This window comes from Magnetococcus sp. PR-3 (genome assembly GCF_036689865.1).
GTDB lineage: Bacteria > Pseudomonadota > Magnetococcia > Magnetococcales > Magnetococcaceae > Magnetococcus.
In genome coordinates this window covers 84,264-108,119 of record NZ_JBAHUQ010000002.1, presented here as the reverse complement: position 1 = coordinate 108,119, position 23,856 = coordinate 84,264, and the positions used below count along the sequence as shown (strand labels likewise).

Annotated in this window: 18 protein-coding genes, 1 tRNA gene and 1 pseudogene; 9 read left to right on the top strand and 11 right to left on the bottom strand. The window is 47.7% G+C overall.

Translation table 11 applies throughout. From position 1 onward, the window contains the following. Positions 1-876: 876 nt before the first annotated feature. Genes V5T57_RS02080 through V5T57_RS02070 form a run of 3 tightly spaced genes read left to right on the top strand, consistent with a single transcriptional unit; the run spans position 877 to position 3,219 of the window. Positions 877-1,806 carry an N-acetyl sugar amidotransferase gene (locus V5T57_RS02080; RefSeq protein ID WP_332889497.1) on the top strand — a complete coding sequence of 310 codons (930 nt, stop codon included), beginning with the start codon at positions 877-879 and terminating at the stop codon, positions 1,804-1,806. Further along, positions 1,803-2,453, top strand: coding sequence for an imidazole glycerol phosphate synthase subunit HisH (hisH, locus tag V5T57_RS02075; protein WP_332889496.1), 651 nt, complete (start codon positions 1,803-1,805; stop codon positions 2,451-2,453). Before V5T57_RS02080 ends, hisH begins: the two co-directional genes overlap by 4 nt. Continuing rightward, positions 2,446-3,219 carry a HisA/HisF-related TIM barrel protein gene (locus tag V5T57_RS02070; RefSeq protein ID WP_332889495.1) on the top strand — a complete coding sequence of 258 codons (774 nt, stop codon included), beginning with the start codon at positions 2,446-2,448 and terminating at the stop codon, positions 3,217-3,219. The genes hisH and V5T57_RS02070 overlap by 8 nt, the downstream gene beginning before the upstream one ends. Before the next feature lie 423 nt (positions 3,220-3,642). Here V5T57_RS02070 and V5T57_RS20850 read toward each other — a convergent pair whose 3' ends face one another. The 3 genes from V5T57_RS20850 to V5T57_RS02060 all read right to left on the bottom strand — a co-directional run bounded on the left by V5T57_RS20850 (position 3,643) and on the right by V5T57_RS02060 (position 4,566). Beyond that, complete coding sequence (locus tag V5T57_RS20850; RefSeq protein ID WP_442918160.1) at positions 3,643-3,867, bottom strand: tyrosine-type recombinase/integrase; 225 nt, start codon at positions 3,865-3,867, stop codon at positions 3,643-3,645. A 124-nt stretch (positions 3,868-3,991) separates the two neighbouring features. Then, positions 3,992-4,276, bottom strand: a complete 285-nt coding sequence (locus V5T57_RS02065) for a type II toxin-antitoxin system RelE/ParE family toxin (RefSeq protein WP_332889494.1) — start codon at positions 4,274-4,276, stop codon at positions 3,992-3,994. Beyond that, positions 4,273-4,566, bottom strand: coding sequence for a CopG family ribbon-helix-helix protein (locus tag V5T57_RS02060; RefSeq protein ID WP_332889493.1), 294 nt, complete (start codon positions 4,564-4,566; stop codon positions 4,273-4,275). Before V5T57_RS02060 ends, V5T57_RS02065 begins: the two co-directional genes overlap by 4 nt. A 345-nt stretch (positions 4,567-4,911) precedes the next feature. Between V5T57_RS02060 and V5T57_RS20845 the strand changes: the two genes are divergently transcribed. The 4 genes and pseudogenes from V5T57_RS20845 (at position 4,912) to V5T57_RS02050 (ending at position 6,497) form a co-directional block, all read left to right on the top strand. Next, entirely contained in the window at positions 4,912-5,205 is a 294-nt protein-coding gene (locus V5T57_RS20845; RefSeq protein ID WP_442918159.1) for a transposase, read from the top strand. Between the two features lie 12 nt (positions 5,206-5,217). Next, positions 5,218-5,769 (top strand): IS3 family transposase, encoded by a 552-nt coding sequence (locus V5T57_RS20840; protein ID WP_442918163.1) that lies wholly within the window; start codon positions 5,218-5,220, stop codon positions 5,767-5,769. Positions 5,770-5,775: 6 nt separating this feature from the next. Then, positions 5,776-6,072, top strand: a pseudogene (locus tag V5T57_RS20835) (IS3 family transposase); the annotation flags it as partial. A gap of 86 nt (positions 6,073-6,158) precedes the next feature. After that, entirely contained in the window at positions 6,159-6,497 is a 339-nt protein-coding gene (locus V5T57_RS02050) for a hypothetical protein (protein WP_332889492.1), read from the top strand. A gap of 440 nt (positions 6,498-6,937) precedes the next feature. Here the strand turns inward: V5T57_RS02050 and V5T57_RS02045 are convergent, their stop codons facing one another. The 7 genes from V5T57_RS02045 to V5T57_RS02015 all read right to left on the bottom strand — a co-directional run bounded on the left by V5T57_RS02045 (position 6,938) and on the right by V5T57_RS02015 (position 17,881). After that, the gene (locus V5T57_RS02045) at positions 6,938-10,105 is read right to left on the bottom strand and encodes a type I restriction endonuclease subunit R (RefSeq protein ID WP_332889491.1); all 3,168 of its coding nucleotides are present in this window, start codon (positions 10,103-10,105) and stop codon (positions 6,938-6,940) included. A gap of 25 nt (positions 10,106-10,130) precedes the next feature. Beyond that, entirely contained in the window at positions 10,131-11,234 is a 1,104-nt protein-coding gene (locus V5T57_RS02040; protein ID WP_332889490.1) for a toll/interleukin-1 receptor domain-containing protein, read from the bottom strand. Beyond that, positions 11,234-12,934 (bottom strand): restriction endonuclease subunit S, encoded by a 1,701-nt coding sequence (locus V5T57_RS02035; protein WP_332889489.1) that lies wholly within the window; start codon positions 12,932-12,934, stop codon positions 11,234-11,236. Before V5T57_RS02035 ends, V5T57_RS02040 begins: the two co-directional genes overlap by 1 nt. Then, positions 12,927-13,349, bottom strand: coding sequence for a nucleotidyltransferase substrate binding protein (locus tag V5T57_RS02030; protein WP_332889488.1), 423 nt, complete (start codon positions 13,347-13,349; stop codon positions 12,927-12,929). Before V5T57_RS02030 ends, V5T57_RS02035 begins: the two co-directional genes overlap by 8 nt. After that, positions 13,339-15,021, bottom strand: a complete 1,683-nt coding sequence (locus V5T57_RS02025; protein WP_442918162.1) for a class I SAM-dependent DNA methyltransferase — start codon at positions 15,019-15,021, stop codon at positions 13,339-13,341. Before V5T57_RS02025 ends, V5T57_RS02030 begins: the two co-directional genes overlap by 11 nt. Positions 15,022-15,708: 687 nt before the next feature. Then, positions 15,709-15,798 (bottom strand) — tRNA-Ser (locus tag V5T57_RS02020). A 256-nt stretch (positions 15,799-16,054) separates the two neighbouring features. Continuing rightward, on the bottom strand, positions 16,055-17,881 hold the full coding sequence (locus V5T57_RS02015; RefSeq protein ID WP_332889486.1) for an SLC13 family permease: 1,827 nt from the start codon (positions 17,879-17,881) through the stop codon (positions 16,055-16,057). Positions 17,882-18,309: 428 nt separating this feature from the next. Between V5T57_RS02015 and V5T57_RS02010 the strand changes: the two genes are divergently transcribed. Further along, the gene (locus V5T57_RS02010) at positions 18,310-20,229 is read left to right on the top strand and encodes a methyl-accepting chemotaxis protein (protein WP_332889485.1); all 1,920 of its coding nucleotides are present in this window, start codon (positions 18,310-18,312) and stop codon (positions 20,227-20,229) included. Next, positions 20,229-20,852: an SCO family protein gene (locus V5T57_RS02005; RefSeq protein WP_332889484.1), complete on the top strand. Its 624-nt coding sequence runs from the start codon at positions 20,229-20,231 to the stop codon at positions 20,850-20,852. The genes V5T57_RS02010 and V5T57_RS02005 overlap by 1 nt, the downstream gene beginning before the upstream one ends. A gap of 11 nt (positions 20,853-20,863) precedes the next feature. Here the strand turns inward: V5T57_RS02005 and V5T57_RS02000 are convergent, their stop codons facing one another. Then, on the bottom strand, positions 20,864-23,308 hold the full coding sequence (locus V5T57_RS02000) for a methyl-accepting chemotaxis protein (protein ID WP_332889483.1): 2,445 nt from the start codon (positions 23,306-23,308) through the stop codon (positions 20,864-20,866). Positions 23,309-23,856: the final 548 nt, after the last annotated feature.

Below are 23,856 nucleotides of genomic sequence, written 5' to 3'. Positions count from 1 at the left end.
TAGGATTGGATAGGGCAAGAGTAGAAAGCCTAAACTTTCTTTAGTAAGGTAGGTTTAGGGAGTAGGGGGCTATGTGCTGTTTTTGTAAAACCGTACTTAGAAATGGGAAAATATGTGCAATCAGAATGAACAAAATCTGGTCCTCTGATTATACCGAATCAGAACAAATATTCGCTTTTGATAGAAGCGAATATTTCTACTAAGGGGCTGTAAATCCCCCTTTGATCCATGTACTATAATCCGACTTAGGGGACATGGTTTCACATGAACAGGATGATAAGGGCTAGCAAGCTAACGACAGTTAAGGAAATGACCGAAACCTAACAGTTGGGGTGATAGGAGCGACAGCGGATTGTGTTCACTTTATACCAATAATGTGAACACTTTGGCATTTAAGGAGCGACCCAACAGTTAAGAATTTGGTCCCTTCCTTAACTGTTGCTCAATAGACCGTACTCTGTTGGTAGAGAGCAGGGATATATGACTGTTTTCCATGGTATTTTGGTGTGTTTCGAGCACACAACGAATATGAGAGGTCGAGTTGGGAGTGAAATACCATGACGGTTTGCGGGGTTATGCTGATCTGATAAAACTCCACATTTTCACTTTGTGGGCTTTATAAACATGGAATATTGTATAAATTTTCTGTCTTGCTAAAAATAGGGGGCATTATGGTCAAACAATCTATTATGTGTTCTCGCTGTGTTATGCGGACTATAGATGCTCATGAAGTTACGTTAGATTCATCCGGAATATGTTCTCTATGCCATCAATTTGATAAACATTGGGCTGATATCCGTGATAATCGTCAACCAAGACTCCTAGAAGCAAAATCAAATCTATAAAGAAACGTGGTCATGGTAGGCATACGATGTCTTGATAGGGGTTAGTGGTGGTCTAGATAGCACCTATTTGGTCAACCTATGTATGCATCATGGCCTGCGTCCCCTGTTAGTACATTTCGACAATGGTTGGAACTCAGAACTTGCTATCGATAACATTCGGCGAATTATAGATGTTTCCGGGTTTGACCTTCATACTTATGTTATGGACTGGGAAACCTTTAGACAGATGCAAGTAGCCTATCTGAGAGCTTCTGTGGTAGATATCGAGGTACTGACTGATCATGCGATTTTTGCAACGATGTATAGGATTGCATTAAAGTTTGACATTCCCAGCGTGCTTTCTGGGGTAAATATTGAGACGGAGGGCTTTCTTCCGTTCAGTTGGACTTATATAAAAGGGGATAAGGCAAATATTAAGGATATATGCAGACAGTTTGGTGTTAAAGATCTGAATAACTACCCATTTATTGATGACAAAATTGATAGTGTTATTAAAAATAAGGATATTTTGGTTCGTTATGATCTCCTTAATTATTTGGAATATAATGTCAAACAGGTAAAAGAAGAAATTTTGAACGTGTTCGGTTGGCGAGACTATGGTGGTAAACATTATGAATCAATATTTACCCGTTTCTATCAGGGTTATATTCTGCCAAAAAAATTTGGTATCCATAAACGCCGTGCCCACCTGTCCAACCTGATTTGTTCTGGTCAAATAGAGCGGAGTCATGCTCTGGAAACACTCAAAACACCAGCTTACCCGGAAGAGTTGTTGAATCGTGACATGGAGTATGTGCTCAAAAAGTTACAGCTGAGTCAAACAGAATGGTCTGAAATCATGAATCTCCCCCCTAAGAAACACAGTGATTTCTTGACATCCAAGTCGTTTTTCTACCGCCATCGGATTTTACGGCCAATCGGTTATTGGCGTTCGGCCCGTCGTCAACGTGCCACCCAGTGAACATCAATAAATCTCATCATACAGTAATAATCGATTACGACTGTGGCAATATTCTCTCAGTCTACAATATGGCCCGCCGTTTTAACCGACAGGTGAGCATTTCATCAAAACCCGCTGAGATTGCGTCAGCTGATGCGTTGATTCTACCGGGAGTGGGATCTTTTGATTATGGAATAACGCAATTGGAAACTTCAGGGATACGAGATGTTCTTGAGCGACGAGTTATAGAGGAGAATATTCCTATATTGGGCATTTGTTTGGGTATGCAGCTTCTTGGTAGATGTAGCGATGAGGGATCCCGAGATGGTTTTGGTTGGATTGATGCGGATACCCGGGCCTTTGATAAAAGTAAAATGGCAGCTCATGAACGTATCCCTCATATAGGATGGTGTGATGTGTTTGAAACCGGTTCATCAGAGCTATTTGTCGGGCTTGAGGATGGAATGCGTTTCTATTTTGTGCATAGCTATCATATGATTTGTGATCACCATGAAGATGTCATTCTTACCGCTAATCACAGTTATCCATTTGTAGCTGGAGTACGTCACAAACAAATTACCGGATTACAGTGTCATCCAGAAAAGAGCCACCGATTTGGGATGACCTTCATGAAAAACTGGTTTCAAGAGTTAAGCGAACATGCGTAGAGTCCGTGTTATTCCTACTCTCTTGATGGATCGTGGTCGGTTGGTGAAACCAGTGGCATTTAAAATGAGTAAGGCGGAGTATATCGGCGATGTTGTTAACTTGGCCAAACTTTTCAATGATATGGAGGTTGACGAGTTGGTTCTGCTGGATGGACATGCCAGCCGTAAAGGCGTTTGCCCTGATTTTGAAACAATTACAAATGTAGCCGGAGAGTGTTTTATGCCTCTGGCTTTTGGAGGAGGTGTCTCCTCTATAGATCAAATTCGCCAGGTATTTCGGTGTGGAGCGGAGAAGGTAATTATTGGGAGTGCTTTTTTTAAAAATCCTGACTTGGTACGCATAGCTGCCGATCAATTTGGTAGCCAAAGTATTGTTGTATCAATAGATGTTAAAGAAAATTTCTGGGGTCAATTGCGAGTTTTTCGGAATGGTGGAACAAAAAGTACGGGCCTTGACCCTGTGAAGGCTGCTCATCATGCTGAGATCATGGGGGCGGGAGAGATTCTCCTCACGGCTATTGATCGAGAAAGTACCATGGCTGGATTTGATTTGGATCTGATTCAACAGATTTCAAAAGCGGTAACCATCCCTGTGATTGCACACGGTGGATCAAAAGATTTAGAGAGTATGCATGCTGCCGTTGTACATGGTGCTACGGCAGTAGCAGCATGTAGCCAATTTATTTTCAAAGGTGTCCATCGAGCGGTATTGATTACTTATCCAAGTCAGGAAGAACTTAAACAGAAATTATTCAACCTTTTGTAATTCCCGCTTTTATCAAAACTGGAATATCATCTGATAAGATGTCCATATTCAGACCTTGAAGGAAATATCTGTTTCCTTCAATGTCTGCTCTTGTCCAGCACTACCAAAAATACAAACAACAGCAAAAGTGTTCACATAATTACCAAAAAGTGTACAGGTGTGCAAAAACTGGCATTTAACGCTTGATAATAAACCCATGTGTTCATGAATGAGAAACAGTTCAGATAATAAGTGAACATAAAAGGGTGAATTAATTAGGATTTTCAGCCTGTGATTCCTATGTTCGCTTTTATCAAAAGCGGGCTTCATAATAGGAAGGGGTCACGATTTGTGGCCAAGTTTTCCTCAGCGCAGGATTTTGGTGCCCACTGGAACATCACCCTGTAGATCTAGTCAGTATTGTAGTGCTTCTCTTTTCATGAACTAAAAAAGAACCACCTCTGAAAAATTCTCCCTCATAGCCTTCGTCGACACGTGGGTATAAATCTGTGTGGTACGGATATCCGAATGACCCATCATCTGTTGGATCATGCATAGGTTGACGTTGGCATCCACACATAGTCTGCCGAAGGTATGGCGGAGCATATGGGGGGTGACTTTTGAAGATCTTGGGGTTAGAGGGGGGCATGGGGCAACGAAGAGTACCATGGGTACAGGGTGTAGTACTTCATGGTGAAAGGGGTTCCATGACTCAGAACCTTAAGCTTGGTGGGGTAAAGTCCAAGGTATTGAGCGCTAACCTATGGGCCTTATTGGTTGGTTACTCTTCTTGTCAGGTTGAGCGGACATCTTGTCTCTCGTCATAGACACGGAGAATGATGATCGACCCCTCTTCAATCATATAGGGAAGCGTGTACTTGGTCCCAGGGACATGCCATTGGAAGACATCATAGTCGTTCGTGGCATGCCCAGCGTGTGGATTCTCTCGGAGCAGTAAGAAGCTTTTCTTGAGATGGTCTCTGATCTTGATGGTTATCTCTGGGTTGATCTGGTCGTAGTAGCGCTTGATGTGATCAAGATCTTTTTTGGCCAGTCTCGAGAGTTTGAGCTGCTTCATAGTTCAGTGTTTTCAAAAAGATCAGGCTCTGGTGAGGCTTTCTCATTTTCTGTTCCCCAACTCTCCATCCAATCCAGCACCTGTTCTCCAGAGTGAAAGACCCCTGATTTGATGTCTTGCTTGGCGGCTTGGATGGCCTTCATTTTTCTGGATTTTGCGTGGATCTGCTCAGTGAGCATCTCTATGGCAAGGGAAGATTGCGAGCGGTGTGTGGCTTCGCTGAGGTAGGCCAGCTCGTCTCTGACCTCCTCGGGAAGGCGTACCGAAAATGCTTTTGCGGCCATGGTCATGGTTCCTTAGGATAAGTGACTACATATAACTACATTGTAGTCACTTCTCGAGGGAGATCAAATGATTCTCCAGGTTTCAGTTTCAACTTATTGATTTTTATTACCTCGTAAACAGTACATGCGCCATATTGTGGTTTATTTTTTAAAGGCCTGGATCAAGGTCTTTCAGTTTCTTTTGGGGCTTCAGATCCCTACCGTTCACGGCTCTGCTAACTGGATGGGAAAGCTGGATCAATGGCGGCATTTCCCGTCATCCAATAAAGGCCTGGTCTTTGAGGTGGTTACACTTTTCTGGACACCATTTCTGAGGGAGAATAGGACTCCCACATAAGAAGAGGTGTCTTGATGAGCAAACGACAATTGAAACGGTACACCCAGGAGTTCAAGGATCGTGCTGTCGACCTGATGAACAGCACGGATCAATCCGTGCCGGAGATCGCCGAGCAGCTGGATGTCAATTCAAAGAACCTTTACAACTGGCGGGCACAAGCGGCAGCCAAGAAAGCAGGCGGCAAATCTCCTGGAATGGTTGATCTTCAGAGGGAAAATAAGCAGCTACGTAAAGAGCTAGCCCAGTTGAAAGAAGAGCAAATCATCTTAAAAAAAGCCGCCGCGTACTTTGCCAGAGACAGGAAGTAGAAGTACGCCTTTATTCAGCGGCAAAGGGTTTATCATTCTGTTGAAAGCCTTTGCTGCGCATTGGGTGTCTCCAAGAGTGGGTACTACGACTGGCTCAACCGGCGAGAATCAGCCCGGACAGAGGAAAACAGGCTTTTAGGAGAATGGATCGTTGAGATCTTTCATGGAAGCCGAGCAACCTACGGCTCGAGGCGTATACACCGCTGTTTGGTTGAGCATGGTGTTCGCGTCAGCAGGAGGCGGGTTGCCAGGATCAAACGCAAACTTGATCTGGAGTGTAAAGCGCAGCGTTGTTTCAAGGTCATCACGACGGATTCAAATCACTCTTTGCCCGTAGCGCCAAACCACTTGAACCGTGAGTTTACCGCTGAGCGGCCAGATCAGGCCTATGTGGGCGATATCACCTACGTTGCGACCAAAGAAGGCTGGCTCTATCTGGCTGTTTGGATAGACCTTTATTCGCGTAGCGTTGTTGGATGGTCTATGGCTGACCATATGCAAGCATCACTGGCAACAGACGCCTTGAGAATGTCCTCTTCAAGTGCAGGCCGCCCGTTAGCTTGATGGGTCCATAGCGATAGAGGAAGCCAGTACGCATCTAATCTTTTCACTGGCCTGCTCAAAGAGAAGGGATATCTCCAAAGCATGAGCCGTCTTGGAGACTGCTGGGATAACGCACCAGCGGAGAGCTTTTTTGGTACATTGAAAACTGAGTTGATCGGAGGTTTTGTTTTCAACTCTCGTGAAGAGGCTAAGCAGGCCATCTTTGAGTACATCGAGGTCTTTTATAACCGCCAGAGAAAGCATTCAACCATCGGCTATATGACCCCTGAACAGTGCGATCTGGCATTCCCAGTTTCTGCGTAAAAAACCGTCCAGAAAAGTGTTGCCCCATCATTCCTGAGTGGGATCGTAGGGTCAGACTGCCGCTGATTTGGGCTGGTGGTGAAGATGTGGCAGCAAAGTTTGATGCGACCATTGAGGAAGACCCTCAAAGAGCCAGTCATGAAGAGCTGCTTCAAATGTGGCAGATGATTTTTCAAGATGAGCCGGTCAGGGTTTCTCGATTGCGTGAAAGCCGGTCCTACACGGAGTTTCAAGATGAATGGTCACGGTTGGATAATGCGTTGCGAACATTAGCCGAAGTCCCCCGTCTTGCGGAGCTTTCCATGCAGAAGGTTGGCTTGGTACTCAAGAAGTTTGAACATAGGCCAGCAGGTGGTTTGAAGCTCGTTAGCTCCAGAGATTCATCCACAAAGAGTAACATCTGGAGGGTTGTCAGTAGCAGCTGATCTGAAGCCGTACGGGGAGTACGGGGAATTACGGGGATGTTTACATAGAGTAAGAGGAAAAAAGATTGATGAAATATCATTCAATCAGCTTCTCTGGCTGACCAAAAAACACCCCGCAGATCCCCCTAACTCCCCGTGGCTTTAAATCAATGATGGACGCCATGGCCACCAGCACACGCACGGTACCCAACTTTAAAACTGTTAACTGAATGAAAAAACCAGGGGACCCAACGGGAGTAGTACCCTATACCCCTTTAACCGGGTTGTGGCCAGATGCACACCCACGGGAAAAGTGTTAACCAATTGTTAAGACTGAGTCACCTTGTTCAAAAGGCTAACTGAATGCAAACAACCAGGGGACCCAACGGGGGTAGTACCCTATACCCCTTTAACCGGGTTGTGGCCAGATGCACACCCACGGGAAAAGTGTTAACCCGTTGTTAAGAAGCAGACCATTGGTTAGATAAGCTCTCAGCCTGTTTCAAAATCAACTCGATGGCCTCTAGCTGCTTATCTGGCGGATATTTCCATTTTTTTAACGTCCGGCGAACCAAATTGCGCAGTTTAGCGCGAACACTATCTCGAACTTGCCAATCTACAGAGGTACTTTTGCGTAACTTCTCTGTCAGTTCTACAGCGATCTTTTTGAGGATCTCATCCCCCAGTTCCCGCACGGCACTTTGATTGTTGGCCAGGGCATCATAAAAAGCGATCTCGTCTGGGTTCAAGCCCAATGCCTCATCCCTTTCCATGGCATCCTGAAACTCCTTGGCCATGGCAATCAACTCTTCAATGACTTGTGCGGTCTCAATGCCCCGATTGCGGTACTTTTTAAGTGTATCCATTAACCGGTCGCCGTACTTTTTTTCCTGCACTACATTGTTGCGGGATTTGGCTTTGACGCCATCCTCCAGCAGCTTGGCCAGCAGCTCCACGGCGATGTTGCGGTTCTCCATATTCCGCACATCTTCTAGAAACTCTTCGGAGAGTAGGCCAATATTGGGTTTGTCCAACCCGGCCAGTTCAAATACGTCGGCAACACCACCGGCAACAACCGCATTATCCAGGATCTGTTTTAGAGCACTGTTTTTGCTCTCTTCAGTATGTTTTTTATCCACACGGGTAAACTTGGAAATGGCGGCTTTTACGGCAGAGAAAAAAGCGATCTCCGTACGTAGTGGTTTGGCCTCATCCAGCGTGCCACAAAGGGAGAATGCCTTGGTGATCGCAAGTATCACATCCAGGAACCGTTTTTTACCATCTTCCAGGCCCAAAATATGGTTGGCAGCTGGTACAAGCAACCCGGTGGCGTTGGTCTCATAGGCACCATAATCAAAGCCATGGAACATCCCACGGCAAATTTCCATTTTCTCTTGCAGTACAGAAAATGCCTCCGCAGAGATCTGTGCAGGCTCCCCTTTACCTTTGGCGTCAGTGTAGGTCTTCAGTGCCTGTTTTAGCTCATTGGCGATACCGATATAATCCACCACCAAACCGCCGGGCTTATCCTTGAAAACCCGGTTAACCCGAGCGATGGCCTGCATCAGGTTGTGACCCTTCATGGGCTTGTCCACATACATGGTGTGGCAGGCTGGGGCATCAAAGCCCGTCAGCCACATATCGCGCACAATCACCAGTTTGAGGGGATCAGCAGGATCCTTGAACCGCTTCTCAAACCGTTTTTTGGTCTGCTTATTGTAGATGTGTGGTGTCAGCAAGGCTTTATCCGAAGCCGAACCGGTCATGATGATTTTGATGGCCCCTTCATCAGGTGTTGGAGCGTCATCAGAGTTCGGGTCATCCTTTGCCCAGTCTGGGCGCAGAGCGGTGATGGCATCATACATGTGCACACAGATCTCACGGCTCATGCAGACGATCATCGCCTTACCATCCAGGGTGGCGGTTCGTGCTTCAAAGTGGGTAACCAGATCTTTCGCTACCTCCTTGATGCGCGGGTCGGCTCCCACCAGTTTTTCCAGGGCGGCCCACTTGCCCTTGGTCTTCTCACGGGTGGAGAGATCCTCCTCATCCTCGACAACCTCTTCCACCTCGTCGTTAAGCTCTTCGATCTTCTCTTGGTTGATATCCAACTTGGCCAAACGGCTTTCATAGAAGATGGGCACCGTAGCCCCATCATCCACCGCATCCTGAATATCATACGTGCTGACATAGCCCCCAAAGACCGCTTGGGTGTCCTTGTCTTCCTGGGCGATAGGGGTGCCGGTAAAGCCGATGAAGGAGGCGTTGGGTAGGGCGTCGCGCATATGTTTGGCGTAGCCGAACTTGTAGGTGCCAGTCTTTTCGTTGAGGGAGGCTTTTAGCCCGTATTGGCTACGGTGGGCCTCATCGGAGATCACCACAATATTGGTGCGTTCACTCAGTATCGGATGGCTGGCTTCATCCTCCAGGATAGAGAACTTCTGTACCGTGGTGAAGATGATGCCCCCAGATTGGCGGTTGTTGAGTAGCTCCCGCAAAGTATCCCGGCTATCGGCCTGCTGGGGTGTTTGACGCAAGGACTCCTGGGCGCTGCTGAAGGTTTGGAAGAGCTGTCCATCCAGGTCATTGCGGTCGGTCACCACTACTAGGGTAGGGTTGTTCATCTCCGGCTGTTGCAGCAGTTTGCCTGCATAGCAGGACATGGAGATACTTTTGCCCGATCCCTGGGTGTGCCACACCACACCCCCTTTACGCTTGCCCAGATTCTCCAACTCGTCGTAGGAGGCTTTCAAGCGGGTTACCTGCTCGGGGGCGTCACAGGCGGCAATCACGGTGGCCCGTACCGCTTCCCGTACGGCGTGAAACTGATGGTACCCGGCAATCTTTTTGATGATCAGGTCGCCGTCGGTCTCAAACAGGATGAAATGACGGATGTAATCCAGTAGCAACTCGGGATGGAAGAACCCCTTCACCATGGTCTCCAGCTCAAACTGGAGCATGGGCTTGTCGTTCTCATGGGCCAGGGTGCGCCAGGGCATGAAACGCTCTTCAGTAGCGGTAAGGGAGCCTACACGGGCCATTAAGCCATCGCTTACCACCAGGGCGGTATTGGTGATGAACAGATCGCTGATCTCCGCCTTATAGGTCTGGAGCTGATTATACGCATCCCAGATATCGGCATTCTCATCAGCGGGGTTCTTCAACTCGACCACCGCGATGGGCAGGCCGTTGATGAACACCACCAGATCGGGACGGCGGTTCTGCTTGGTGCCCTGAAGGGTAAACTGATTGACCACCAGAAAGTCATTGTTACCGGGTTGTTCAAAGTCCATCAGGCGGGCGTGGTCGCTCTGCTTTTCTTCATCCACAGTGAACTCAACCGGCACCCCTTCCAGCATCATCTGGTGGAAGGCGCGATTGTTGCGCATCAGGTCTGGGTGACTGGGGGTGGTGATCTGATGCACCGCCTCTTCCAGGGCGGACTGGGGAATCTGGGGATTGATGCGGGCCAGCGCATCCAGCAGGCGATTTTTTAGGACTACCTGCTGATAGTCGGCCCGTTCCGGGGTATTCCCATCAGGAGCGATATCGGGGCCGTGCTGGTATTGGTAGCCGTTATCCTGAAACCAAACGATGGCCTGCTGTTCGAGCTGGTCTTCGGTAATCATGTATATTCCTATACAGTGGGAATTACTAAAAGTCGTAATTTTTTCCTGTGATTCGATTCAGATGATGATGCAACCCCTGATATCCGTGTCTACTAGACCCAGAAAAACCAAAGCTACCGCTAATTTCTCCATTTGAATCATAGATCTCAATCATCTTTCGAATCTGGATATCTGATAGGTTCGTAATAATAGGCAGTTGATCTGCCAATTCATTTCCCATATTGAAATTTGGGCAATCCCTCATTCCTTGTATCAAACCATCGACTACCCGTTCCTGGTCTTTTTTCAGCAATAGGGCAACTACTTGAGAAGGTAGTAACTGGTTTTCCCAAGTGCTGCGTAGAGCTTGAATTTTTCCAATGAAACCATATGGGTCTTTGGTTTGGAGTGTGACCGGGATAACCGGTACACCTCGTCCAAGAGCATAGCCAACTTCTTGGTCTGTCCAAGGGCTGTCACTGAAATCATCAGTTATCAAGGCCACCAAAGCATGCATACTGTTTAAAGCATTCTCAATTTCATGCTGCCACTCTTCGGCGGGATGGATGTCTTCATGGGCAACAAAACAGCTAATACCATAATAGGAAAGCTGTTCTTTCAATTTTGCTGTTTCTTTTTTAAACGGGACCTTATGGCTCAAGAAAATTCGATATTTATTGGGTTCCCAAATCCTGGATTCAACTTCAACAGGTATGACATGTGGGTTTCCCGGTGGGCTTTCATTACTGGCTGATGATCCTAATAACGCACCTGATGAGACCCTCCAATCTTGAGTTTCATCATGTAAACAATGAATTGAAACACTATAAAAGTGCTCAGTATCCTGACTGTGATCGTACTTTGCTGCTGTGTTTAGGTCTTCACATATAGTTTGTTCAAATTTTGGGAGTTTCCTAACGTTCTGAATGAATATGGCTTCTGGAACGTGAAGATGGACAACATGGCCATGTAGACCACCGTTCCAGTTATCATAGTGAGCAGCTTCCTCAACTTGGACTTGAGCATTAACAATAATTGCCAAAAGCTCATTGTGTCCTTGATGATGATAAAGGCCAGAAATCGTACGAAGAAAATTACTCTCCAATTGGCTGGGTAAATTATACTTGTCGCTTATCGTTGGTGTGTTCATCACATTACCTCAGGTAGAGAATCCAGGTTGATTTCACCAGATAGGAGTTTGGGAAGGAGGGTGTCACGAAGTTGAGATAAGGTTCTCGAAGATTGGTCGTTAGCCTCACTGATTTTTTCAAGATCGTTAAGGACATCTTCAAAGTATGAAATCAGATCATTTTGAGGCAGTAGTGCTGGAAGACTATGCACATGATTTCTATTAAGGGTTGGAACTGCTGATCCAGCATTAAATGCCTTAAAGTCAATTTGCTGAAGAACATGGAAAGCAAAGAGAGCAGAACCAAGCTTAAATTTTTTTACCCATAAAGTTGTATTCAAAGGCCAAAAGTCAGAGCTAATGAACTCTACCTTACCCAACACTCCACTTCGACCGGTGGTTACGCCTGGTCCAAGAACTTTGAATTCATTATGAGTTCCATGGATACCTCCTGCAGATATTACGGGATACTCTCCTTCAGATCTTTTGGAAACAGGTAAATCAAAGCCCCTTTGAAGAACTAAAATATCTTCTAATTTTCCTGTCTTCCAGCCCTTTGGGATTAGGCCGAGTTCGGAGTCTACCAGCTCATCGGGGAAGAGGGCGGCGGTGGTGGCGAGTTGTTGGTATTGCTCGGGGGGGAGCTGGTCCAGTTGGGCGGGGGATTTGCCGCTGATGGCGGCCATGGCGGCGCGCTGGGGATCTTCGCCTGCCTCGCAGGCGGCGATCTTGGCCTTTACCGGGTCGAAATCCACAAACCAGCTCTTGAAAATCGCCCGCGCCATCTCCTCCAACGTCTGGTTGATCTGACGGTTTAGGGCTATCTTATCGTCAAATTTGCTGAGAATTACCCCGATCTTTTTTTGTTCTTCAATCGGTGGTAAAGGTATTTCAAAGCTTTCGATACTGCCCTTCGTGATCGCTCTTCTACTTCCACCAGAATTAAAAGACTCAATGTATTGCTTGATGGCTTTGTTAGTTAGAAAGGTAAGAAGGTAGCCAGGGTCACATTCATTAGGCTTGCTCCTGATAATGGCAACATGCTGATTGACGCACGCTGGAAGAACAGCAGCTTCTGGTTGGCAAGCCCTACCAAATGTAACCCCGTCACCTGTGATATTGAGAAGAATATCGCTATGAAAAACTTCTGATGAGCTAAGCTTCTTAGCATCATTATCTGATATGAAGCTCACTGCTTCGGAATCGAATGATCTATCAAAAACACACTGACTTCTAATTAAAGCGAATTTTTGACGGACTGGTAGATATACCTTTTCTCCACCTCTTGGAGTCGCCCCAGATCCAATTTTAGAGCACAGCTTGCCTAATGGAACAACCCTCCAGGAGGAAGGGAATGTATAAGGTAAAAAGTGATTACTCATATCCCGGCCCCCCCAGGTTTTTTCAGGTTGCATAGCTTGGCTAGAGGCTGCCAGCATCTCAAACTTTCCCGTAATCACCCGCTGGAACTCCTCCGAGATCGCCCACCAATCCAGCACGTCCACCCGCATGGGCAGATTGGACTCTTCAAAGGCCTCCACCAATCGGTTCATGCGCCGCGTTTCTAGCCTCTCCGGCCCCACCAGGGCGATGTCCAGATCGGAGTGATCCTTGGCGGTCCAGGCGACCCGGGAGCCGAAGGCGCGCGCTTCGCACTCGGGGACGTGCTCGGCCAAGATGCGCTTGACCGTCTCCAGATGCTCCGGGGCCAAGTCAATCATTGCGCGCCTCGATCTGCACCAGGAAGTGCCGCGCTGCATGCACAAAGGCAATCCCAGCCTCCACCACATCCAATGCGGTCTTTTCATCATAGGTATGGGAGGTGCGGTTACGGGCTTGGTGGTAGTCCATCCACTCGTCCACGTCAGCGATTAAACGATACTCGGCGCTTAGACGAAAAAGTTCTCGTCGGGTGACGCCATCCACATGGCTCTCGCCCACATTGTGCGCCAGCCAACGCTTCATCAACTTCCAGCATAACTCATAGGTGAATTCAAAATTCTGAATCACTCCGGCGCGGATGATCTCGCGGATCTCCGGCTCCATGGCGTTCATGCGCGCCTCAGAACTGGCCACCCCAACGGCCCGCTCCAATGACGCCAACGCCTTGCGCAGACTGGAGAGATCAAGCGCCATCGTTCACCTCCCAGAAGCCCAACCCGGCCAAATTCTTCTTAATCTGCGCTTCCAATTGGGCGCTCTGCTCAAACTGGTTTTTTAACTGGCCGGTCAAGCGTGTCATCTTCTCGGGAAAAGGCTCGCTATCTTCCTTTTCCGCAGCGGCCCCCACATAGCGCCCTGGGGTGAGCACATGCTCATGCTTGCGGATCCCCTCCAGATCCACCGAGGCACAGAAACCGGGCTTATCCTCGTACCCTTTGCCCTTCTGCCAAGTGTGAAAGGTATCGGTTATCGGTTCGATATCCTTCTTGAAATCAAAATCCCGTAGCACCCGATCCTTCATGTAGCCCATCTGGCGGGCATCGATGAAGAGGAACTTCTGGGATCGATCCCGCTTGCCGCTGTGGGCTTTCTTGTTGCGGGTGAGGAACCAGATACAGGCGGGAATCTGGGTGTTGGTGAAGAGCTGCCCCGGCAGGGCCACCATGCACTCCACCAGATCGGTTTCAATAAGGCTCTTACGGATCGCCCCCTCATTGTTGGTATTGGAGCTCATGGAACCATTGGCCAGTAGCAGCCCCAAGGAGCCATTGGGGGCTAGGTGGTAGAGCATGTGTTGGAGCCAAGCAAAGTTGGCGTTGCCCTGGGGCGGCGTTCCGGCGATATCCCAGCGGGGATCATCGGCCAGTTTTTCGTTCCACCACTCCTTCATGTTGAAGGGTGGGTTGGCCATGACGAAATCAGCCCGCAGATCCGGGTGTTGGTCCTCTGTAAAGCTATTTGTGTTTTTTTGTCCGAAGTTAAAATCAATCCCTCGGATCACCATGTTCATGGCCGCCAAGCGCCATGTGGTGGGGTTGGACTCCTGCCCATAGACCGAGAGATTATTCAGCTTGCCACCGTGCTCTTTGATGAACCGCTCACTCTGCACAAAAAAGCCGCCGGAGCCCATGGCCGGATCATAGACCCGCCCCTGGTAGGGCTGGAGCATCTCTACAATCAGCAAGACAATGGATTTGGGGGTGAAGAATTGTCCACCCTTTTTGCCCTCTGCTAGGGCGAACTGGCCCAGGAAGTATTCATAGACATGGCCCAGAATATCTTTAGCGTGTAGGGATTCGTGGGCAAAGGGGATCTTGCCGATCACCTCGTTGATCAGGGCCAAAAGTTTGTCCTGGTCCAGTTGCAGGGCAGCATAGTTGCGGTTGAGCACCCCTTTAAGCTTGGGGTTCTCCTTCTCAATGGCCTCCAGGGCATCATCGATGAGGCGGCCAAGGGATTTCATGCGGGCGGGCTGACCGTTACCATTGATCCACGGTAGTTCTGCCCCAGGGGGGAGTGCTGCAAGATCCTGAAGGGTCTTCCAGCGGGAACGGGCGGGTACCCAGAAGACGTTCTTCTCGGTGTAGTAGTCCCGCACCTCCAGCTCGCTTTCCAGTTCTTCCTGGTATTCGTGGTCAGAGTCGAACTCGTCAGGGTCTAGATAGTAATCGTACTCAGGGTCCTGGAACTGAGTTTTGAGCTGCTCTCTTCGCTCATCAAAGGAGTCACTGACATATTTCAGAAAGATCAGACCCAGTACCGCGTGCTTATAGACGGCGGCATCCAAGCTGGAGCGCAGCCGATCGGCGGCATTCCAGAGCTTCTTATCCAAATCATTCAAAAATTTCTGCTCGTTGGTTTTCATGCCGTTATTGCCTAATCCATTTTCCAGGGTGGTCATGGCTTGTTGTATGGACAAGACCCGATACCACCAAGAGAGGTTGTTTAAATTGACGAGGAATGATCATACCCCAGCTGTAGATGAAGTTCCCGGTGTTTTGCGAGGGTGTGAGGCCAAGATACAAAGCCCATCACGGCTAATGGATAGATGTGTCAGTCCAGTTGCTTATACAGTGCCCGCTCTAGGCCAAATAGGCTTCATATGGCTGATGAGGAGGCAGGTGAAGGCTATTAGGGAGGTGTGTGTTGATTGGTATGCACTGAAAAGCTCAACAAAGAGGTAGCCAAGCTGTCTTATCAGAGGTTTGCAGGGTTAACAGCCAATCGGGATTGGGGGTCAACTGTTAAGCAAAGCGGAGTCCTCTGTTACATAAAATAAGGAATCAAACAGACAAAGAGGCTACTGAAGTATTGTAATAACATGAAAAGAAAGAGAAAAAATATGATTCGTTCAGGGGTAACAGTGTAGGGGATGTATCGTTTGGTGTGTAAACGAGGGTATGGAAGCTGTTAACGGGCCTGTTAACTTGATGCGCTTTTTGGGGTGTTTTAGCGGCTCTAGCAGGGAAAAAGTCACACCCAAACTCACACCCAGAATGGATTTTGGCAGGGTAAGATTGAAATGGGTGTATTGTGTAAACCATTGAAAAAATGGCGGAGGAGCAGGGATTCGAACCCTGGGTGGGCTTGCGCCCACAACGGTTTTCGAGACCGTCCCGTTCAACCACTCCGGCACTCCTCCGCATGATGAGAGGCGCGAATTATGACAGAAGCGCCTAATAGGTGCAACCCCATGAACCCTCTGGTCTGACCAGACTCTTTGCCTGTTTTTAACCAAATAATATCAAACCATAAGCCGAATATAAGTCGATGAAGTTTAGAATATTAGTGGATATAAAAGGCATGGATCAAGCACCATACCATCCGGCGAGGTTTCATGCGTTTAGCATCGACATTCTACCTACAAGAATGTGTCACTTATTGCTTATTTTAAGGTATTAAAAAGACCAGAATAGGGGAATTAATAGGGTTGAAAGCAGCCAAAAACCCAGATTTAAGGGTAAGCCGACTTTAAAGAAATCAGAAAATCGATACCCGCCCACACTAAAGACCAGCAGGTTGGTTTTGTACCCAATGGGGGAAGCAAAGGCGGCATTGGCACCAAAAATTGTCATCATAAGGAAGGGCATAAAGCTCACCCCCATACCTTCAGCAATAGCAACGCCAATGGGGGCAAATAGAATGGCGGTGGCATTGTTGCTGATAACATTGGTAAAAACAGTCACCATTAAGCCAAATGCACCTAACACCATCCAAGGTGAATAGCCTTCCACGATCCATAAAAATCCACGGGCCACCATTTGGTCTGCGCCGGTGCCTTGCATGGCGGTACCCATAGCCAGTGAGGCTGCAATGAGTAGAATAACTTTGGATGAAAGCGCGCTATAGGCCTGACGCAGGGTCAAACAGCGGAAGGCCAACATTAAGGTGGCACCCACAGTGGCCAAAACCGGCATGGCATGGCTATCCAAAGCTGCAAAAATGATAATCCCCAACAAAATACCGGCGGCAGCACGGGCTTTTTGTGGCTGTTTAACCGCGTTATGGGCGCCCCAGTAGAGTAGAAAATCACGACTGTTAGAGAGGGTCTCAATCCGTTCGGGTATGCCCTCTACCAGTAAGAGGTCTCCGGGTCGTAAGGGGGTATCAATCACCCGTCCTTTAATCTCCCGTGCAGGGCGGTTAATGGCCACCACGGCAACCCCAAACTGACGCCGCATGCGGATTTGTGACAAGGTTAAGCCCACCATGCGGGAGTCTGGTGCAATAACCAGCTCGGCCAACATGCGACGCTTTTTATCCTGTTCTGAGAGCGGCATGCCCGGCATGTAGGGTGTAATGGTCACTCCGCCGTGAAATTCGCACTCTTTTAAAGCGGTGACCGTACCCTGTACCAGTAGAATGTCCCCTGCTTTGATCTCAACCTCAACATAGGGTGTGGTGTAATCCACCAAAGCACCCCGAATGAGTTTATGCACCACTACATCTTCAAACAGCTCTTTTTCTAGCTTGGCCAGGTCCTGACCAATGAGTGGGCACCCTTCATCAACCCTTAACTCTGCTGTGAACAGTCGTAGGGTCACGGGATCATCAGATTGAGGGGTTGGCCCTTCATCGGAAATTAATCTGGGGGCCCAATAGATTAAGTAAACCAGACCCACAATTAACAAAACCACACCCACTGGGGTAAGGGTGAACATGCTGATTTTATAACCTAAAATACGTTCAGCATAATCGGCCACTAACAAGTTGGTAGAGCTTCCGATCAGTGTGCAAGCGCCGCCAAGAATAGAGACATAAGAGAGGGGTAAGAGAACTTTGCGCGAATGAATATCATACTGGCTGGCTAAGCCAGCTAAAATGGGAATAAAAATCACCACAACAGGGGTATTGTTTACAAATCCACTGGCGATGGCTGTAATCACCAAAACCAGAGAGAAAGCTTTGATCCATGAGCCATCTGCCCAGGTTTCAATCCATTCTGAAACAGGGGTCAAAGCGCCTGTCCGGGTGATACCTTCACCCACCACCAACAGTGCAGCTACAGAAATAAGCGCTGGGTTACTGAGACCGCGGAACAGATCCACACCCTCCAACACCACGTCACCACTATGATCTACCAAAGGTGATATTTGAAAGACTACCGCCAGTACCGCCAATACCCCCATGGAAACCAGATCCATGGGTAGGCGACCGCGGGCATAGAGGATCACCACTACTGAGATAATGCCCAGAACCATCCATGCTTGTACCGATGTTTCCATACCCACCCCAGAGAATCGTAAGAACAGCTAAGTAGATCGGACCTGATTTTTTAATGCCATATTCGGTGTTTATAAAACAATACAAGCCAATAGGGTCTTAACCGTTCTGAATGACCCCATGATGTTAGAGATAAAAAGTGACAAGGCAAAGGATCCTTACACTTTATGTGACGGTTCTGACCGATCTGTCGTTTCTTAACGGGGATAAAAAAACAAAACCTGAGCAAAACAGACACAAAATGACTCGATAAGCTGAAATCTCTATTTCCAGATGTGTATTTATTGGTTATGATTCATTGAATAAATAGAGCCTATTAGTCCAAAGGAATGCGAATCATTCCACAACTGTTATCAAGTTTTTACGCTGGGTCATACTATAAAAAGAATAATCATGGCCTGTATTTACCCATTTAAAGAGGTGATGCCCCATGAAAGCCCTATTCCCTGCTTATGACAAAAACCTTTCTGATGAGGTGCGTAAAGAGCTGCAGAAGGATTTTGCAGCCAGTGACCGTATGATGCTGCGCCTGATCATTGCTCAATGGATCTTGGTTAGTACCGTCACAGCTTTTAGCCATGGGTTCTATCTGTTGGGTATGGTTGGTGGTGGTGTCACCACACTGGTGGCTTGGCTTGCGTATCGAATTATGCCTGGGCGGGCACTGACACGTGCGGTCATGGGGGCCAGCTTTATGGTGTTCTCCGCCATTGTGATCCAGCAACACTTAGGGCGTATTGAACTGCACTTTCATGTCTTTGTCGCATTGGCCTTTATGGTGCGTTACAAAGATATTGTCCCCATTTTAGCTGCCGCAGGGACCATTGCGGTACACCATCTTACCTTTAATTTTCTTCAGCAGTTTGATGTCCATGCGTGGGGTGTGCCCATCACCATTTTCAACTATGGCTATGGGTTGGAAATTGTCATTTTACATGCACTGTTTGTAGTGGTTGAGACCGCTGTTTTTGCCTACATTATTCTACAAATGACCAATCAATATCTGGCCAATGTAGAAATTACGGCGACCTTAAGTCAGGTTATCCGCCACCGTAACCTCTCCTTACGTGTGAAAGAGCATAATAGTGAGGCCATTGCGGTCAATGGTTTTTTGGGTAATTTGCAATCCATTTTGGGCAGTATACAGAGCCAGACTGAGCGGCTCGGCGGTGCCATTGGTGAGGGGGTTAGTTGCAAAAATACGCTGGTTGAAAGTTCCAACCGTACCCGTGAAATTGCCGATAACTTGGTTGGTGCCAACCGTCAACTTGTTGAGGATGTGGTACATATCCGTTCAGCGGTGGATCAGTCACAGGATAATGTAACGGCCATGCGTGAAGCGGCGGATGCGCTGCGCCAAGATTTGAACCTGATCAACCAAGAGGCACAAAACGGTAATGTGAATGTACAAACGGTGGCGGATTTGAGCAGCCGTATGGATATGAACCTGTCTGCCATGAACAACCGTCTTGCTTCTATTAACGGTGTGATTGGTGAAGTGACCAGTGCCATTACCGAACAGCGTGGCGCCTTGGTGGAGATGAGCCAGCAGAGTCGAGATGCCCGTGAACGTTCTGAGCATGCTAATGTGCGGGCAGAAGCGGTGGGACCGGTTGTGGATGCGTTGAACAGCGCAGCCATAGAAATTGGTAAGGTGGTGGATGTCATTAACAACATTGCAGAACAGACCAATATGCTGGCGTTAAATGCCTCTATTGAAGCGGCAGGTGCTGGGGATGCTGGTAAGGGTTTTGCGGTGGTGGCCAATGAGGTCAAAGAGTTGGCCCAGCAGACCGCCCAGGCGACAGAAGATATCTCAACCCAAGTACGGGATGTGCAGGATAACTCGCGCACCGTGGCCAGTGCGCTTGGTGAGATCATTAAGTCAGTCAACCGGGTCAATGAAGCCAATAATGCCATTGCACATGGGGTGGAAGATCAAACCCATGTTACAGAGCGCTCGGCTCACTCTATGTTACAAGCTGCCCAAGCAACCGACGAAATTACCCAACAATCCATGGAGCTAACGCAGTTTGCTCAAGATCTGGATCAGGCTGCTGGTCAGGCAGCTGAGAGTTCACAACAAATAGCCGGGGCGGTTTCAGCCTCTGTGGTCCATGCTGATCAAGTGGCCAATGCAGCCATGGCCACTCATGAGTTGGCGGACCGTATTGGCCAAGCGGCAGAACGTTCCGATAGCAACGCGGGGCATGTACGCCATGAGTTGGATCAGGCTTTTGATTTAATAACAGGTATGCATCGTAATATCGGTGGTTTAGAGAGTCTCTTTACCGATCTGGAAGGGGGACGTAAGGAGCTGGATAGTGCGCAGGCAGAATTGACAGCCTAGTGGTCTCTTTATTTCAGCCACAGCAGTGGTCCGAACGGCGAAAACAGTGGGTGGTGGGGTTGCTCTTACTGTTCAATGTGGTTTGGGTGTTTGCCGTAGGTTTGGTGGGTTTTCAGGGTGATGCTAATGGGGTTAACCATGAGCACCAACCGTTAGACCTACCATTGCTGCGTCGGGTTAAACAGGATGAAGCCCTACTCTACCTGGGCTTTGTCGGGTGTGGGGTCTCTTGTCCCACCGCTTTGCAGAGTATGGCTGATGTGCGTCTACGTTTTGAGCAAAATGCTCCAAGGGCTGCGCCGGCTTTACTCTTTGTCAATATCCTCTCTACCGCCACTGAGGCAGGAGTACACCAACCGGCTGAAGGGTATGCACAGAGTTTTCACGATGCGTTTCTCGGTTTTGAACCCATGGTGGATAACCTGCCACAGATCAACCGTGCCTTGGATGTGACCATTACCCCCAATACGATGATTGAAGATCAAAGTGGCCATACAGGCTTTATCTATCTGTTACAACGCCAAGCTGGACGCTGGTACCGCCGGGGTACGTATTTGGCTTGGCCACCGGATGCTCAACAGATCTTTAATGCCGTTCAGCAGCTTCAAGATAATGCAGCATAGCACGCCGTGCTTTAACGTAGATTAAACTGCGAAATCAGCTCTTTTAAGGTTTGGCTAGAACGGTTCATATCCTCAGACTGATGAAGAACATGCTCACTTAAGCTACGCACCGTATCTGACGTCTCTTGAACACGGCCCAGCGCTTGCGCAATGTTTGAAGAGGCTTGAGCAGACTCTGTCACCCGTTGATTAATCTGTTTACCCCCCTCACTGGCATGTTCAACCTTGCTGGACATATCCGTCACACCCTGGCTGATGTGGGTTACATTAAGTGTGACCTCCTGAATACCATTAGAGATTTCCGTGATATTACGGCTGATCTCATTAATGGCTTGTGAAGCTTCATTCACTTCACGGGTAACCGCCTGGGTTTCATGCGCCACAGAGCCGATGGCATCAGAGAGGTTCCTTAATGTGCCTTTTTGCTCTTCAACAGACAGATCAATCTCTTCATTAATGGTGCTTAAGTTTTGAATGGCAGCGGAAACGGATCGGCTCTGTTGCACGGCACGTTTGGAGCTATCTTGAATGCTCTCAATATTTTCCGCAATCATGGTGGTGGCTTCGGTGGTTTTACCTGCCAGCTCTTTCACTTCATTGGCTACCACAGCAAACCCTTTGCCAGACTCCCCAGCACTTGCCGATTCAATAGAGGCATTCAAGGCCAGCATATTGGTTTGATCTGCAATATCGTTGATCATGTCCACAACCTTGGAGATCTCCATGGCCATTTTTTCAAGGCTCATCACCTGCTTGGCTGTATCTTCTGCCTGTGCCACGGCGCTTAGAGACTCATTTTTAGCCTGAACGCAGCGGTTTTGAATGTCCCCCATATTGTTATCCAGTTCATGCACATCTCCCACAACAGATTGCATATTACCACTGGAATTTTCCGCCGAATTGGCCACCGATTGCATATTGGTGCCCGCCTCTTCAGAAGCGGCGACAATGGTGCTAAGGGATGTACTAACCTCTTCAGCCGCTGCTGAGATGGCCCCCATATTTTGGCTAAACTCTTGGGCGGTTGATGAAATATCATCCAGATTATGGGACATCTCTTCCGTATTGCTGGCAATATTTTGATTGTTGGTTTCCATCTCCTGGGCAGATTCACGCACCTGGGTGGAGGCATTGCGCATCTCTTCAGAACCCTCTGCCAGATCACGGGAGACTTGCGACAGTTGGGTGGATATATCTCCCAGTCCGTTGGACTGATCACCAATTTGAGAGAGCATTTCGTGCAGTCGTTTAACCATCATGACCATGGCAAACTGTACACTTTTACGGTTGGTATCCCCTTCATCCAAAGCAATAGCCAAATCCCCTTTGGCCACTTGGCACACGACGTGGGCCATGGTCTCAGGTTCCCCTCCCAGGGGTTTAATAAGCTGTTTGGTAATAAACCACAGGAGTGTCAGACCCAAAACCATTAAAATAAGACTGATAATAATGGTTTTTTGAATGGTTGCATTAACGTCGGCCATGATCACGTGCAAGGGGACTTGGACAAACATACCCCACTGCAGTTTAGAGCTGCCAAAATGCATGGGTACCAAGACATTTAAGTGTTGATCGGTTTCCAAAACCTGATGTTTACCATCCTGCATTTTGCCATGCAGTATCTTTAATTCATCCACCACAAAATCTTGTTTAACCAATAATTTAGACTCGGAATAGTGCATGCCGACATCACCACCCCCTTGAGATAACCCCACAATTTTACCCAAAGCACTTAAAATTAAGATTTTGCCTTGGCCATCATAAAGCATGGTTTTATTAACAATATCTTGAATAAAGCTACCAGGCAGATCAATACCCCCAATACCTTGGAAGGTACCTTGGTTAAGAATGGGCGCGACCAATGAGATGAGTAAGGTATCTTTACCTTGAACGGGGTAGATATAGGGGTCGATAACCGAAGGTTTTTTATCCTCTTTTGGGATGAGGTAATAATCCCCAGCGCGTGCACCATATTGATCTTGGGTGGTGTTTTCCATATCCACCAACGGTTCCATACCACCTGCGGTCCAATAGGGTATAAAGCGCCCAGTGGCGTCGTGTCCTGGTTTGTTTATGTAGAGCTTATCCTGGTTATCAAATTGGTTGGCTTCCCAAGCGGTATAAACCCCTAGGTAATGGTTATTCTGGGCCAAGAGGTTTTTGAGAAGAAGATTAACCTGCGCGCGGGAGATATTAAGACGCTTATGATCATGGCTAATGGCCCCGTAGGTTTGGGCCATGTTGTGGGCAACGGCTAAAGCCATGTTGATCTTTTCAGCAATGAGCTCGGCTTTTTCTTCAGCAATCGCTTCAGATTTTGCGATAGCTAGCTGCATGGCTTCATGTCGTAACTCTTTGGCCACTAAAAAAACACTGACTGATGTGGTGATCAGCAGTATTAAACCAGCCCACAGTGCAATACGGCCACTAAATGACAGGGTAAGTTTTTTTAGCATCTTCCTTCTCCAAAGGGAAAAACATGGTTAAACCATGGTACCGATTAAGAAGCGATCTATTCTTTTGTCCCATTCAAGTCAAAATATTGCAAGATAAACATGATGTTTTTGTCACATTTTTGAGCAGGTGTGCCTAAATTTTAGCTCATAATTTACATAATTAACGAGTTGTATCATGGTTTCAAATATAATTATTAGAAGGTCATTGTTTAGTTATATTTGGGATTATGATTCGTGTGAAATGAATAAAGGATGTATCCGTGTTGTTGTCTTTATCATGAAACAATTATTGCGTTATAAGTTGGGATTATTGAGTGTATCTATGAAGAATAAGTCGGTACCTATTCGATTATTATAAAGTATTAAGATGGATTTTGAAGTAAAAGAAAGAGCGTGGTCAATAGTGTTGAAAAAGATAGTTGTGGCGAACAGATACCTTAGGTATACAGGCCTGCTCTTGGTTCCGACATGGGCTGGTGGTATGATCACCAACCATATCGCGTACAAACCTTGTGCGTCCAGTTGCTACTGATCCTTACTCGGAGCCC

Bases quoted from the DNA above. Each gene is read 5' to 3' on its own strand.
- V5T57_RS02070 (WP_332889495.1), top strand. From the start codon at position 2,446: ATGCGTAGAGTCCGTGTTATTCCTACTCTCTTGATGGATCGTGGTCGG.
- V5T57_RS20850 (WP_442918160.1), bottom strand. From the start codon at position 3,867: ATGGTACTCTTCGTTGCCCCATGCCCCCCTCTAACCCCAAGATCTTCA.
- V5T57_RS02065 (WP_332889494.1), bottom strand. From the start codon at position 4,276: ATGAAGCAGCTCAAACTCTCGAGACTGGCCAAAAAAGATCTTGATCAC.
- V5T57_RS02060 (WP_332889493.1), bottom strand. From the start codon at position 4,566: ATGACCATGGCCGCAAAAGCATTTTCGGTACGCCTTCCCGAGGAGGTC.
- V5T57_RS20845 (WP_442918159.1), top strand. From the start codon at position 4,912: ATGAGCAAACGACAATTGAAACGGTACACCCAGGAGTTCAAGGATCGT.
- V5T57_RS02045 (WP_332889491.1), bottom strand. From the start codon at position 10,105: ATGATTACCGAAGACCAGCTCGAACAGCAGGCCATCGTTTGGTTTCAG.
- V5T57_RS02040 (WP_332889490.1), bottom strand. From the start codon at position 11,234: ATGAACACACCAACGATAAGCGACAAGTATAATTTACCCAGCCAATTG.
- V5T57_RS02035 (WP_332889489.1), bottom strand. From the start codon at position 12,934: ATGATTGACTTGGCCCCGGAGCATCTGGAGACGGTCAAGCGCATCTTG.
- V5T57_RS02030 (WP_332889488.1), bottom strand. From the start codon at position 13,349: ATGGCGCTTGATCTCTCCAGTCTGCGCAAGGCGTTGGCGTCATTGGAG.
- V5T57_RS02025 (WP_442918162.1), bottom strand. From the start codon at position 15,021: ATGAAAACCAACGAGCAGAAATTTTTGAATGATTTGGATAAGAAGCTC.
- V5T57_RS02015 (WP_332889486.1), bottom strand. From the start codon at position 17,881: ATGGAAACATCGGTACAAGCATGGATGGTTCTGGGCATTATCTCAGTA.
- V5T57_RS02010 (WP_332889485.1), top strand. From the start codon at position 18,310: ATGAAAGCCCTATTCCCTGCTTATGACAAAAACCTTTCTGATGAGGTG.
- V5T57_RS02000 (WP_332889483.1), bottom strand. From the start codon at position 23,308: ATGCTAAAAAAACTTACCCTGTCATTTAGTGGCCGTATTGCACTGTGG.